Origin of the sequence: Corynebacterium pseudodiphtheriticum DSM 44287 (assembly GCF_000688415.1) — a bacterium.
GTDB classification, from domain to species: Bacteria; Actinomycetota; Actinomycetes; order Mycobacteriales; family Mycobacteriaceae; genus Corynebacterium; species Corynebacterium pseudodiphtheriticum.
The window spans coordinates 244,436-258,525 of sequence record NZ_JIAH01000005.1 but is presented as its reverse complement, the minus strand read 5'-3'; the positions used below and the strand labels follow the sequence as shown (position 1 = coordinate 258,525).

The 14,090-nt window shown below is 55.1% G+C and carries 9 protein-coding genes; 1 reads left to right on the top strand and 8 read right to left on the bottom strand.

Annotated features, from left to right (window positions below; translation table 11 throughout):
• Positions 1-151: 151 nt before the first annotated feature.
• Positions 152-442: a hypothetical protein gene (locus O146_RS12950; protein ID WP_023018943.1), complete on the top strand. Its 291-nt coding sequence runs from the start codon at positions 152-154 to the stop codon at positions 440-442.
• A gap of 953 nt (positions 443-1,395) precedes the next feature.
• Here O146_RS12950 and tuf read toward each other — a convergent pair.
• The 8 genes from tuf to O146_RS0101745 all read right to left on the bottom strand — a co-directional run bounded on the left by tuf (position 1,396) and on the right by O146_RS0101745 (position 14,039).
• Positions 1,396-2,586 carry an elongation factor Tu gene (tuf, locus tag O146_RS0101780; RefSeq protein WP_027017517.1) on the bottom strand — a complete coding sequence of 397 codons (1,191 nt, stop codon included), beginning with the start codon at positions 2,584-2,586 and terminating at the stop codon, positions 1,396-1,398.
• Positions 2,587-3,067: 481 nt separating this feature from the next.
• A complete protein-coding gene (fusA, locus tag O146_RS0101775) occupies positions 3,068-5,200 on the bottom strand; it encodes an elongation factor G (protein WP_021352943.1) in 2,133 nt (710 codons plus the stop codon).
• A 298-nt stretch (positions 5,201-5,498) separates the two neighbouring features.
• Complete coding sequence (rpsG, locus tag O146_RS0101770; protein ID WP_021352942.1) at positions 5,499-5,966, bottom strand: 30S ribosomal protein S7; 468 nt, start codon at positions 5,964-5,966, stop codon at positions 5,499-5,501.
• A gap of 6 nt (positions 5,967-5,972) precedes the next feature.
• Positions 5,973-6,341, bottom strand: coding sequence for a 30S ribosomal protein S12 (gene rpsL / locus O146_RS0101765; protein WP_018121319.1), 369 nt, complete (start codon positions 6,339-6,341; stop codon positions 5,973-5,975).
• A 454-nt stretch (positions 6,342-6,795) separates the two neighbouring features.
• Positions 6,796-7,599: an energy-coupling factor transporter transmembrane component T family protein gene (locus tag O146_RS0101760; RefSeq protein WP_023018941.1), complete on the bottom strand. Its 804-nt coding sequence runs from the start codon at positions 7,597-7,599 to the stop codon at positions 6,796-6,798.
• 1 nt (position 7,600) lies between these two features.
• Entirely contained in the window at positions 7,601-9,013 is a 1,413-nt protein-coding gene (locus tag O146_RS0101755) for an ABC transporter ATP-binding protein (RefSeq protein ID WP_023018940.1), read from the bottom strand.
• A 60-nt stretch (positions 9,014-9,073) separates the two neighbouring features.
• Entirely contained in the window at positions 9,074-9,697 is a 624-nt protein-coding gene (locus O146_RS0101750) for an ECF transporter S component (RefSeq protein ID WP_027017515.1), read from the bottom strand.
• 346 nt (positions 9,698-10,043) lie between these two features.
• Positions 10,044-14,039: a DNA-directed RNA polymerase subunit beta' gene (locus tag O146_RS0101745; protein ID WP_027017514.1), complete on the bottom strand. Its 3,996-nt coding sequence runs from the start codon at positions 14,037-14,039 to the stop codon at positions 10,044-10,046.
• Positions 14,040-14,090 lie beyond the last annotated feature (51 nt).

The window sequence follows — 14,090 nt, the reverse complement described above, 5'->3', positions numbered from 1 at the left end:
TTATTCAGCGCCATCGAATTTGCGAGACTAAAGAGACCGCGTGTGGAAGTCTGTTCCCGACACGCGGTTTTCTTTTCACCAAATACTAAAACCTGCCATTAGATGAGTGCAGGATTATGATTCGTCCTAGTTAGTGCTTAGGCAACAACGTATGGCAGTTGACAGCATAGACACTACTGGCACGTTAGTACTCACAGCTGGGGCAACGGAATATGCCGATGCTCTGGTTTCCTTCGCTGGGATCATGGCTGCGGCGTTACTCGCGCCTTTGATGGCCTTCGCCTTCACTAATCGCATCCCTGCTGTCACACTTTTATTATTTTTTGGGATGCTTATCGGCCCGCCTGTGCTAGACCTTGCAACAGAAGATACGAGCATAGGAATACGTAAAGGGCTAGGCCGGGGCGCGTCTTCTTACTCGCAGGTTACGAAATTGATCTAAAGTCGATGCGTTCCAGCAAGCCAAAACCGCCTTATCAACTTGGGTTATCTGCGCCATCGCTGCGGTATCGGCGCGTATTTTTCAGTGCATTCAACTCCCGCAGCAATAATTCACGCGATCCCTGGGATCGGGCGTGCGTTCGTATCTGGCGCCGGAGCAACGAACCAAACTAGCTTGCGCCTAATCATAATGAATATGGCTATTCTGAGGGCAGTAGCTGCAGCTTTCGAATGTCGCTATTGCGCCAGGCCCATTTGCCGCTGGAATTATTCTCAGCCGCTCTATTTTTGGTAACGCACGTCCCGCCGGTGTACCTACGAGAGGTATTCAGCAACACAGGCTCTGGAATCACAAATCCGCGCGAGCGGCTGAAAGTCGGGATGTATTCCGCGAGCGGTCTGCCAATCATTGTTGCGGTCACCGGCGTGGCAATCGAATCCAAATTGATGCAGCAACACACGGCATCTATTTCGTGGCAGGAGGAGCACTAACCGTCGCTATTTCCCCATTCCTAGCAAACCTCATTGGGTGTTGAAGAAAGCTTGACAAAACACAAGACATCAAAACGAACTGGTCCTCACCCCGACGAGTTCGTAATACCTTCTCCCTCGCGTGGCCATCAATACGTGACCACAATTTCAGAATCACATCTGTTTTCGATCCGTTGCGAAAAAGTATAAGGTTACGCAATCGCAGCACCCTACTATAGTAAGGGAGTCGCCTGTCAAGGAAGGTAAATCAGCAATACTCCAGGTGGGATCGTTGCAGCACCACGGCCACTATTCCAACCGAATAGCCGCGTAAACCGGGCACGTACGGCTAAACCTAATAGACTTGCAACACACAATCTCCCGCACCACGCAAAAAGCCGCTACCGAAAATTCGGTAGCGGCGAAAAGCGTCTAGCCTAGTGAACGCCATGGGCGTTGACACTACGCCAACAAGTCAAGGAATTAATCCAGGATCTTGTTAACGACACCAGCACCAACGGTACGGGAACCTTCGCGGATAGCGAAGCGCAGGCCCTCGTCCATAGCGACTGGCTGAATCAATTCGACGGACATGTCGACGTTGTCGCCAGGCATAACCATCTCGGTGCCCTCAGGCAGGGTAACAACACCGGTAACGTCGGTGGTGCGGAAGTAGAACTGAGGACGGTAGTTGTCGAAGAACGGGGTGTGGCGGCCGCCCTCGTCCTTGGAAAGAACGTAGACGGAACCTTCGAACTTCTTGTGGGTGCTGTAAGCACCTGGAGCAACGATAACCTGTCCACGCTCAACGTCTTCACGCTTGGTACCGCGAAGCAGCAGACCAGCGTTGTCGCCGGCCTCGGTGTAGTCCAGCATCTTGCGGAACATTTCGATACCGGTGATGGTGGTCTTCTGGGACTTTTCCTTGATGCCGATGATCTCGACTTCTTCGTTGACCTTCAGGGAACCACGCTCAACACGACCCGTAACAACGGTGCCACGACCGGTAATGGTGAAGATGTCCTCGATAGGCATCAGGAATGGCTTGTCGGTAGCACGGTCTGGATCAGGGATCGACTCGTCACAAGCATCCATCAGTTCAACGATGGCGTTAACCCACCTCTCTTCGCCTTCCAAGGCGCCGACTGCGGAGATGTGAACGATTGGAGCTTCTTCGTCGAATTCCTGGTCAGCCAGCAATTCGCGGATCTCCATCTCGACGAGCTCGAGGATTTCCTCGTCGTCAACCATGTCGCACTTGTTTAGTGCAACCAGGATGTAAGGAACGCCAACCTGGCGAGCCAGCAGAACGTGCTCGCGAGTCTGTGGCATTGGGCCGTCGGTAGCTGCAACAACCAAGATAGCGCCGTCCATCTGAGCGGCACCAGTGATCATGTTCTTGATGTAGTCAGCGTGGCCTGGGGCGTCCACGTGCGCGTAGTGGCGCTTAGGGGTGGAGTACTCCACGTGGGAGATGTTAATGGTAATACCGCGCTCCTTCTCCTCAGGAGCCTTGTCGATCATGTCGAACGCGAATGCCTGGTTTTCATCAGGATACTTGTCCGACAGAACCTTGGTGATAGCTGCGGTGGTGGTGGTCTTGCCGTGGTCGACGTGTCCGATAGTGCCGATGTTCACATGCGGCTTCGTACGCTCGAACTTCTCCTTTGCCACTGTATGTCCTCCTGGACTTTATCGGTGGCTACGACCTTCGCAGCCACGTGGTTTGTATATTTTGCCTACTAAGTCGTCTACGACTAGGTCGCAGACAAGCGGCAGGCAACGTCTTACAGGTGTGCCCGTTACCTGATCCTAGAATTATGGCACAGATATATCAAACCGTTCATGCATATAAACGGTTTTAAGTAACCATATCAGTCAGATCAACGGCCATCGGGTAACGGCCGGCTCAGCCCATTCTAGCAATGTCCTAAACACTTGAACCGCTCTGTATCAACGGAGACGAATGGCTTCGCGATTAGGAAAGTTCATAATCTACGATGCGAAAGAACGGAAAGTAATGAGCTCAGCGCGGCCGCAACCCGGCGAGAATTGAGCCGAGCGACCCAATAAACGGTGCTTAACAGGGTTGTTAGTTGCCGAATGTTTGGCGCCCGGACTCAGGTGGGGAGCCATTTCCCCACTTCTTCTCGATTTAGTTTGTGGAACCGCCGGTACGTGCGGCGATAACTTCTTCTGCAACAGATTGTGGAACTTCACCGTAGGAGTCGAAAACCATGGTGTAGTTAGCACGACCTTGGGTACGGGAACGCAGATCGCCAACGTAACCGAACATAGAGGACAGCGGCACGCGGGCCTTAACGACCTTGGCGCCGGAACGGTCATCCATGGATTCGACCTGTCCACGGCGAGCATTGATGTCGCCAATGACGTCACCCATGAATTCTTCGGGCGTAACTACCTCTACGGCCATCAATGGCTCCAGTAGCACAGGCTTAGCCTTAGCTACTGCTTCCTTTAGTACCTGGGATCCGGCCAGCTTGAAGGCCATCTCCGAAGAGTCAACGTCGTGGTAAGCGCCGTCTTCAAGGGTTGCCTTGATGTTGACGAGCGGGTAGCCAGCCAGGTAGCCATACTGCATGGCGTCCTGGATACCTGCGTCGACTGAAGGGATGTACTCCTTCGGAATACGGCCACCAGTAACCGCGTTCTCGAATTTGTACAACGGGCTCTCGCCTTCCTCCAGCTCGCTCTCGTCTGGAGCATAAGGCTCGATCGAGACGATAACCTTAGCGAACTGTCCGGAACCACCGGTCTGCTTCTTGTGGGTGTAGTCCAAGGAAGCAACCGACTTACGGATGGTCTCGCGGTAGGCAACCTGTGGGTTACCGATGTTTGCCTCAACCTTGAATTCGCGCTTCATGCGGTCAACCAGGACGTCCAAGTGCAGCTCGCCCATGCCGCCGATAACAGTCTGGCCGGATTCTTCATCCAGCTTAACGGTAAAGGTTGGGTCCTCGTCAGCGAGACGCTGGATAGCGGTCGATAGCTTCTCTTGGTCAGCCTTGGTCTTTGGCTCGATTGCAACCTGGATAACTGGATCCGGGAAGTCCATGGACTCCAGGATGATTGGGTCTTCCTTGGAGCAGATGGTGTCACCGGTGGTGATGTCTTTCAGACCAATAATCGCGTAGATGTTTCCTGCGAGTGCTTCGTCAACAGGGTTTTCCTTGTTGGCGTGCATCTGGAAAATCTTGCCGATTCGCTGCTTCTTATTCTTCGTGGAGTTCAGAACTTCGTTGCCTGGCTCCACACGTCCGGAGTAAACGCGAACGAATGTCAGCTGGCCGAAGAATGGGTGCGCAGCAATCTTAAACGCCAGACCGGAGAACGGTTCTTCAGCCGATGGCTTACGACGCATCTCAACATCTTCGTTGCCCATTTCGTGGCCAATGACTTCGCCAACGTCCATTGGGTTTGGCAAGAAATCAATGACAGCGTCCAGCAATGGCTGGACACCCTTGTTGCGGTACGCAGTACCACAGTAAACCGGGTAGATTTCAGAGTTAACAACCAGCTTACGAATCTGTGCCTTCAACTCATCGATGGAGATTTCCTCGCCACCGAAGTACTTTTCCATGAGTTCTTCATCAGTCTCAGCAACAGCTTCGACCAATTTCTCACGGTATTCTTCGGCCTTTTCTTGCAGGTCTGCAGGAATCTCAGTCAGCTGAGGTTCAGCACCGACTTCGACCTTGCCAGGCCACATATAAGCCTTCATTTGCAGCAGGTCGACGACGCCGTCGAAATCATCCTCAACGCCGATTGGGAGCTGCATAACGAGTGGCTTGGCACCCAAACGATCGATAATGGTCTGCACGGTGTAGTAGAAGTCTGCACCGAGCTTGTCCATCTTGTTCACGAAGCAGATACGCGGAACGTCGTACTTCGCAGCCTGACGCCAAACCTGTTCGGACTGCGGTTCAACGCCTTCCTTGCCATCGAAAACAGCTACGGCGCCATCGAGCACACGCAGGGAACGCTCAACCTCGACGGTGAAGTCGACGTGGCCAGGCGTGTCAATGATGTTGACCTGGTTGCCTTCCCAGAAACAGGTAACGGCAGCGGAAGTAATGGTAATACCGCGCTCTTTTTCCTGCTCCATCCAGTCGGTGGTCGAACCACCGTCGTGGGTTTCACCAACCTTGCGGTTAATACCGGTATAGAACAAGATACGCTCGGTGGTGGTGGTTTTACCAGCATCGATGTGGGCCATGATGCCAATATTGCGAACCTTGTTTAGATCCTTAAGCACTTCTTGTGCCACAGTTTTACCCCATCAAAATAGTTGTTGCTGTAAATTTCCGCGCGATAGTCGCGTTAATTGCGATAATGCCACGAAAAGTTTCGTTTGGCAGCCGTTTAGCTATTATCGACGTCCTTTGCACAGTCTTGGCCGAAGCTTTTGTCGCCGATTTTGCATGCGGGCTGCTAAACAAATGACCCGTAATCCTCCAGGTTGGGCTGGCGCATTGCGGGTCAATCTGTCGTGTCCGGACTGCGTTTGCTTCCGTGCCGAGACATAACTCAACGGGAGAAGCTTCGCAGTCTGGTTAAACAGCGAATTACCAGCGGTAGTGGGCGAAAGCGCGGTTGGCTTCAGCCATCTTGTGAGTGTCTTCACGACGCTTGACGGAAGCACCCAAACCGTTGGAGGCATCCAAGATCTCGTTAGCTAGACGCTCGATCATGGTGTTCTCGCGACGTTTACGGGTAAAGGTAACCAGCCAGCGCAGGGCCAGAGTGTTCGCACGGCTTGGGCGTACTTCTACTGGAACCTGGTATGTAGCGCCACCGACACGGCGGGAACGGACCTCAAGGTCTGGACGGATGTTGCCCAGTGCCTTCTCCAAGGTGCCCAACGGGTCAGTTCCGGTTTTTTCCTTGCACTTATCTAGAGCGCCATACACGATGCGTTCAGCGGTAGCTTTCTTACCATCGAGCAGGACCTTGTTGACCAGCTGGGATACCTGCTCCGACTGGTAGATCGGGTCTTTAACAACTGGACGCTTTGGAGCTTGATTCTTACGCATTGTTTATTACCCCTTCTTTGCGCCGTAACGGGAACGAGCCTGCTTACGGTCCTTAACACCCTGGGTGTCAAGAGCGCCACGGACGATCTTGTAACGAATACCTGGAAGGTCCTTTACACGTCCACCACGGACCAGAACCATGGAGTGCTCCTGGAGGTTGTGACCCTCACCTGGAATGTAGGCCGAAACCTCTACACCAGAGGTCAGACGAACACGAGCAAGCTTACGCAACGCCGAGTTTGGCTTCTTTGGGGTGGTGGTGTAGACGCGAGTGCAGACACCACGACGCTGTGGGGAACCCTTCAGCGCTGCGGTTGCCACCTTCGACTTCTTATCGTGGCGGCCCTTGCGGACCAGCTGTTGAATAGTTGGCATAAACCAGTCTTTCTTGTCGGTTGAGTTTTCTTCACCTTTGTGGCGCCAGCCGGAGCTGGACTAGACAACGCATCCAAACACGCAAAAATGGGGGCTCTTTTCCGGGGCCCTTCCGCGTGTCCAGAACGTCTCCATTGGCGTTTCTGCGCCAAGAAGATGATCAGACTTATCATCCCACCACTTAAGTGAGACGAACCAACTCGTAGGATAGCACTTCTCAAGCGCGAGTTCAATCGGCGGGGCTATCAATCCAGGACCGTCCTTGCCAGAGAAGATTGCCTCAGTGCACCTGTTTGTCCGAGCGCAACAATTTTCCGGCCTGGATTGGGCCCTCAACTGGCTTACTCAGTGTATTTCCTTAGCAAGCGGCGTCGACAAGTGCCGCACCAGCACCGTCCAAAGGCCTTCACCCCGCACAACAAAATACGGCCAGAACAGCGGATACCTAAGCAGATTAGAGACCAAACCAGCGCCAACTGCCGACCATCACTGCGACCACCACCGGGATTGCGGCACACACGAGGGCAAGCCCCAAAGCCAGCCAATCTGCGGTGCGCAAGCGCGAGGGCCGCGCCCACGATCGGTGCTCCCCATAGAGCGGCCGGCGGCCAAACCCACGAGCTTCCATGGCGGTGGCAAGTTTGCCGCCACGCCTTAAAGCCAGCACCAACAGGCCAAAAGCCATAGTGAAGAAATGGGCAATTCTTCCCCGATCACCCAAGCCGCGAGCACGACGAGCGCGATTCATCGCCACCCAATCGTCTTTGAACAAGCCCGTCATTCGTACACCTGCCACCGAACCAATGACAAAGCGGTCCGGAACACGCACTATCTGTGCCAGCGCATCGCCCAAGCGTGTGGGATCAATATTCCGGGCCAACAAAATCACCGGGCTCGCCACCGCAAGGATTCGAATCATGATTGCAATGGCCAATTCAATGGAGTTGTCAGAGATCGTCATCAACCAAAACTCGAAATAGACCTCGCCGCCTTCGGCGCCATATAGCAGCATCGAGATGCCCGACAACGGCGCGACCAACAGTAAAGGCCAAAGCGTGGCCACCAGTTTCTTCCATCCCACTCCCCCGATAAGAGCTGCCACGATAGTGATAACCAACGAGACCGTGGCGCTTAGCCAATCCAGGCTCAGCAACAAAGGGGTGGTCACCAACAGCATGATCAAAATGCGGGTCAACGGGTTAATCTTCGGCGCCCCAGAAGGGATAAGCGTTACAGAAGGGATCTGCTCGGAAGCCATCTCACTTACCCCCTGTCGCTAACAACTCGACATGGTTATCACCAAGCGCATTACGGTAGTTCTCATCGTGCGTCACTGAGGCCACGGTTACACCTTCGTCAACCAAACCACGCACAATTGCGACCAGTTCGCCGAAGGTATGGGGATCTTGCCCAAAAGTCGGCTCGTCGAAAAGCAATAATTTCGGTGCGGCTATCAAGGCAGTAGCCACAGAAAGGCGCCGCTTTTCTCCACCGGACAAGGTAAAGGGGTTGGCTCGTGCAAGATGGGCCAGGGACAGCCGCTCCAACAGCTCATCATAGCGGCGCGCACTGACCTCCAGACCCATCACCTTCGGACCCACTTGCAGTTCTTCCAATACCGTGCGGGCGACAAATTGATGCTCCGGGTTCTGAAACACATATCCAATGCGCTGGGCCAGCTGCCGAGACTTCCACTTTGCGACGTTGCCCCGTAGGCCATCACGGATAGAATCTGCCAAATCAATCCGGCCTGAGGCAAGAGGCCGCAAGCCCGCCAGCGTCATCAGCAGCGTAGTCTTACCAGTACCATTAGCGCCGGTAAGCACCGTCGACGCATGTTCAGGCAGGTGCAGGCTGCGTGCAGGCAAATGAGCAGGTTGTTCCGCTGCTATGACCTCATGCGCCGTGAGCGCTGCGGCATTGTTTGCTAACTTCGGCGCTGCCTCTGGGAGGTTTCCAATGCGGCGCCGGTTTACGATGTCTTTGGCCGGTGCGTCGTCGACAAGTTTACCTGCAGAAAACTCCAAACCACGCTCTAATAATGGCAGCCAAACGTCATAATTATGCTCGACGACCAGCAATGTCGCTCCAGTGTGGTTTACAACGTTGGTTACCGCTTGCACCACGTCACGCGCGCCTTCGGGGTCAAGATTCGCGGTGGGTTCGTCCAAAATGATGATGCCCGGACGCATGGCAATAACACCCGCCAGAGCCAAGCGCTGCTTTTGGCCACCAGACAAGAATGCAGTCGGATGGTCTAACGGGAGATTCAAACCCACCAATGGCAGGGCCTCACGGACCCGGGACCAAATTTCGGTGCGCTCCAATCCTAGATTTTCGCAGCCAAATGCGACGTCGTCCCCCACGCGTGCAGCTATTACCTGCGAGTCCGGATCCTGTAATACCAGGCCCACTGGTGTTGAGGTTCCTGCAGGCTCTTTTCTACCGCTGGCATCTGCAAGCAACAACCGGCCAGATTCATCGCCTTCTTCATCACCGCCCAACACACCAGCGATGGCAGCGACCAAAGTGGATTTCCCTGAACCCGAATTACCACAAATGAGCACACGTTCGCCGGCCGCAATCTCTAGGTTCAGATTGTCGATCGCTGGCTTCGCGCGCCCAGCATGCCTCCAGGTGTAATTAGCAATTTCGACCGCTGTTGCTGACATATCGATAAGGATGCGATTGGTGTCGAATGATGGAGAGCTAGTGTTTTTGGTCCGGAAGCTCTATGCGCGGTGCTCCCGACCAGCCGCGAAACGGTCGAGAGCACTCGTTTTCGCCAGTGACTTCATTAACGAAAAACCCAGAATGCCAGCCAGGATCGCACCCGAAATGGCAACGCATACGAGGTAGATAATGTTGAATTCCAGCGATTTTGCCAGGTTCGGAGAGAGGAACAATTCCAACGTCCAGGCGCCAACACCTGCCCCGATACCAGAAAGCGTGGCGACGACGATATTAAACTTGCGGTAGGCAAAGATAAGGAAGATCAATTCCGCACCCAACCCCTGTGCCAAACCGGAATAGAGGGTTTCCGGCCCCCATTGCGAACCCAGAGCTGCAGAAACACTGGCCGCAAAAACCTCGACGAAGATCGCCGCACCCGGTTTCCGGATAATTAATCCACCAAGCACACCACCGAGCAGCCAAATGCCCACCGCCAGACCACCCAGCCCTGGCGTGAGATTATCCATAGCGGTAAACCACGCGTAACCGATGTTGTTCCAGACTACGAAGATGAATCCAGTCGCCACACCCAAGATGGCGACGATGACGATGTCGATCGGGCGCCAAGTCAGGCTACGTTTCGGTTCTGCTGTCGCGCGCGCATTGGAGGAATGATCAGACATGGCTGCCTTTCTGAAATTCTAATGATCCTTTTAAGTTTCTAAGCCCGCTTTACGCTATACCCAAGGCTAAGTTTTTCCAAGCACTTATGGGAACAATCACCACACCCAGGTGGTGCACCAGGCACGCACGGCCTTGACCTGTCTGAAATGCCGGTAATTTCGGCTCAGCCCGCCCACAAGGCTCACTCGAGTCTAAACACCAAGCACGATCTGGGCGCGCAAAAGGCCCTACCCCGAAAAGGGATAGGGCCTTGCAGAACGGCTTAGGACTAGCACCGAGTGGCGATAATAGTCCTAATGCTGTGGGTCCCTGCGCCTATGGAAGCTGCGGGACACAAACAGCGCTTTAGAGCTCGAAGGTCTCGTCCAGTGGGACGGAAGCGCCAGTGAAGTCACTGTAGCCATCGTCGCCGTAGATGGAGTCACCATAGGTAGGGATAGAGTATGCCGCATTGCGAGCAGCCTCCGTCGGCTTAACGGTGATGTTGCGGTAACGGTTAATACCGGTACCAGCCGGGATGAGCTTACCGATGATGACGTTTTCCTTCAGACCGATCAACGAGTCAGAGCGCTTGTTAATGGCGGCGTCGGTAAGAACGCGGGTGGTCTCCTGGAACGAAGCAGCCGACAGCCACGACTCGGTAGCCAGGGAGGCCTTGGTAATACCCATGATCTCGGAACGCATCTCGGCAGGCTGTCCGCCCTCTGCGACCTGGGCCGCGTTGACCTGCTTGGCCTCGGAGAGGTCGATCAGGTTGCCCGGCAACAACGATGTAGTACCGGAATCGATGACCGTACCGCGGCGCAGCATCTGGCGGATGATGATCTCAATGTGCTTATCGTGGATAGCCACACCCTGGGTGCGGTACACGGCTTGCACTTCGTCGATAAGGTGCTTTTCGACGCCACGACGTCCCAGAACTTCCAGAACATCGTGCGGATCGGCAGCACCGCGTAGCAAACGCTCGCCGACCTCGACGTGGTCGCCGTCTCGCAGTGCGCGTTCAATCATGGCATCCGGGTTGGATTCCATTGGGCGACGCACCTGGGCCAGGCCCTGACGCTTCGACAGCTTCTCGTAAACGACATTGTCCGAACCATCATCTGGGTGGATGGTCAGGGTCCAGAAGTTTCCTTCGTCCGACAACGAGATCTCACCGGCGACCGATGCAATTGGGGCACGGTTCTTCGGGTTGCGGGCCTCAAACAGCTCCTGAACACGCGGCAGACCACCGGTAATGTCTCCACCGACACCACCCTGGTGGAAGGTACGCATCGTCAACTGGGTACCAGGCTCACCAATGGACTGGGCAGCCACGATACCGACGGCCTCGCCGATGTCGACCAAGTTGCCGGAAGCCATGGACTTGCCGTAGCACTTCGCACAGACACCTGCTGGAGTCTGGCAAGTAAGAACCGAACGAACCTTGATCTCGGTGATTCCGGCATCGACCAGCTTCTGGGTGTTCTCCTCAGTCAAATCGTCGCCGCCAGCGACCAAAACCTCACCATTGGCGTCCTTGACATCGGAGGCAACCACACGACCGGAAGCGGAGGTCTCCCAGAGCTCGTGCACTGCGTATGTGTCGTCAGTGATCTGCTCACCGATTGGCACACGCACGCCCTGGCGGGTCGCACAGTCTTCTTCGCGGACAACAACGTCCTGGGCAACGTCGACCAGACGACGGGTCAGGTAACCGGAGTCTGCGGTACGCAGAGCGGTATCGGCCAGACCCTTACGGGAACCGTGCGAGTTGTTGAAGTACTCGAGAACCGACAGACCTTCGCGGAAGGAAGTCTTAATCGGACGGGTGATGTAGTCACCCTTCGAGTTCACAACCATGCCCTTCATACCGGCCAGCGTCCAGATCTGACGCATGTTACCCGCGGCACCCGACTTCACGATCATCGGAATTGGGTTGTCGTCTGGGTACAGCTCCTCAACAGAAGTACCGACCTTGTCGGTCGCATCCTTCCAGAGTTCGACCAAGCGCTCATAGCGCTCGCGCTCGGTCAGAGCACCCTGCTCCCAGTACTTGCGCTCGATACGCTCTGCTTCGGCCTCATAAGACTCGAGGATCTCGGTCTTGTTTGGCAGCACCAAAACGTCATGCATCGTAATGGTCACACCGGATCGGGTTGCCCAGTAGAAGCCGGCATCCTTCATCTTGTCCAGCGTTTGTGCGACGGAGATCATTGGATACTTTACGGCCAAGTCATTAATGACATCACCCAGCAGGATCTTCTCCGAGCCACCGCCCTTACGCACCATGACGCCTTCAAGGTACGGGTAGTCCCATGGCAGCAATTCATTGAACATGATGCGACCCAGGGTGGTATCAGCCAACCAAGTATCGCCGCGCTGCCAACCTTCTGGGAACTGCGCTTCCTCGATTTCGCGCGGTGGACGCAAGTGAGAAATACGGACCTTGATAGGCGCCTGCAAGCCCAGAACGCCGCGGTCGCGTGCCATGATGGCTTCCGCATACGACGAGTACACGCCCTGTGCCGGACCATTTTCGTCGGCAGATTGGTAGCGGCCCTCTCCGCCCTGTTCGTCGGCACGCTTGTTCATGGTCAAAAAGTACAGACCGGTGACCATATCCAGACGCGGCATGGCCAATGGCTTACCGGATGCTGGGGACAAAATGTTGTTCGACGACAGCATCAGCACGCGAGCTTCGGCCTGTGCCTCGGCGGACAGCGGCAGGTGAACCGCCATCTGGTCGCCGTCGAAGTCGGCGTTGAAGGCCTCACAGGCAAGTGGGTGCAGCTGGATGGCTTTACCTTCGACCAGCTTCGGTTCGAATGCCTGAATGCCCAGACGGTGCAGGGTTGGTGCGCGGTTCAGCAGCACTGGGTGCTCCGAAATTGCTTCTTCGAGAACGTCCCAAACTTCTGGACGTTGACGCTCAACCATGCGCTTGGCGGACTTGATGTTCTGCGCATAGTCGTTTTCCACCAGGCGCTTCATGACGAATGGCTTGAACAGCTCCAACGCCATCAACTTCGGCAGACCACACTCGTGCAGCTTCAGCTGCGGACCGACGATAATAACCGAACGGCCGGAGTAGTCCACACGCTTACCAAGCAGGTTCTGACGGAAACGACCCGACTTACCCTTCAAGAGGTCGGACAAGGACTTCAGTGGGCGGTTACCCGGGCCAGCGACAGGACGGCCGCGTCGGCCGTTGTCGAACAGTGCATCCACCGACTCCTGCAGCATGCGCTTCTCGTTGTTCACGATGATCTCCGGAGCACCGAGATCCAGCATGCGCTTCAGACGGTTGTTGCGGTTGATCACACGACGGTAGAGGTCGTTCAAGTCGGAGGTAGCGAATCGGCCACCATCCAACTGCACCATTGGACGAAGCTCTGGCGGAATAACTGGGATGGAATCCAGAACCATTCCAGCAGGATCGTTACCAGAATTCAGGAATGCAGCAACAACCTTCAGGCGCTTCAGAGCGCGCATCTTCTTCTGGCCTTTGCCTTCATTGATGATGCCGCGAAGCTCTTCAGCCTCAGCTTCAAGATCGAAGTTACGGATCAGAGTCTGGATGGCTTCCGCACCCATGCCACCGGTGAAGTAATCCTCGTAGCGATCGACGAGTTCTTCGTAGATGGTCTCGTCGATGATCATCTGCTTTGGAGCCAGCTTGACGAAGTGGTTCCAGATTTCGTCGAGACGATCAACTTCGCGCTCGCCGCGTTCACGCATGTGCTGCATTTCTTTTTCGGCAGCGTTTTGCACCTTACGACGTGCGTCGGCCTTCGCACCTGCTTCTTCCAGTTCCGCTAGGTCCTGCTCGAGCTTCTGAGCCCGCTCGGCGATCTCAGAATTGGTGTCGTCTTCGACGTCCTTCTTTTCCAAAAGCATTTCTGCTTCCAGAGTGGACAAGTCGTTGTGGCGGGCTTCCTCATCTACTGAAGTGATGATGTTCGCCGCGAAGTAGATGATGCGCTCCAGATCCTTTGGAGCCAAATCCAACAAGTAGCCCAGACGGGAAGGAACACCCTTGAAGTACCAGATGTGGGTCACTGGAGCAGCCAGCTCGATGTGGCCCATGCGCTCACGGCGCACCTTGGACTTGGTCACCTCAACGCCACAGCGCTCACAAATGATGCCCTTGTAGCGGACACGCTTGTACTTGCCACAGGCACATTCCCAGTCGCGGGTTGGTCCGAAGATGCGCTCACAGAACAAGCCGTCACGTTCCGGCTTCAGGGTGCGGTAGTTGATGGTTTCCGGCTTCTTGACCTCGCCTTTGGACCAACGGCGGATGTCGTCGGCAGTGGCAAGACCAATGCGGAGTTCGTCGAAGAGGTTTACGTCAAACACGTAAATACCCTTTCCCCTCCGATGAAGGAGGGATTGCAATGACTATTAAGG

Coding starts and splice junctions, on each gene's coding strand:
- O146_RS12950 (WP_023018943.1), top strand. CDS start 152: ATGGCAGTTGACAGCATAGACACTACTGGCACGTTAGTACTCACAGCT.
- rpsG (WP_021352942.1), bottom strand. CDS start 5,966: ATGCGTAAGAATCAAGCTCCAAAGCGTCCAGTTGTTAAAGACCCGATC.
- rpsL (WP_018121319.1), bottom strand. CDS start 6,341: ATGCCAACTATTCAACAGCTGGTCCGCAAGGGCCGCCACGATAAGAAG.
- O146_RS0101760 (WP_023018941.1), bottom strand. CDS start 7,599: ATGGCTTCCGAGCAGATCCCTTCTGTAACGCTTATCCCTTCTGGGGCG.
- O146_RS0101755 (WP_023018940.1), bottom strand. CDS start 9,013: ATGTCAGCAACAGCGGTCGAAATTGCTAATTACACCTGGAGGCATGCT.
- O146_RS0101750 (WP_027017515.1), bottom strand. CDS start 9,697: ATGTCTGATCATTCCTCCAATGCGCGCGCGACAGCAGAACCGAAACGT.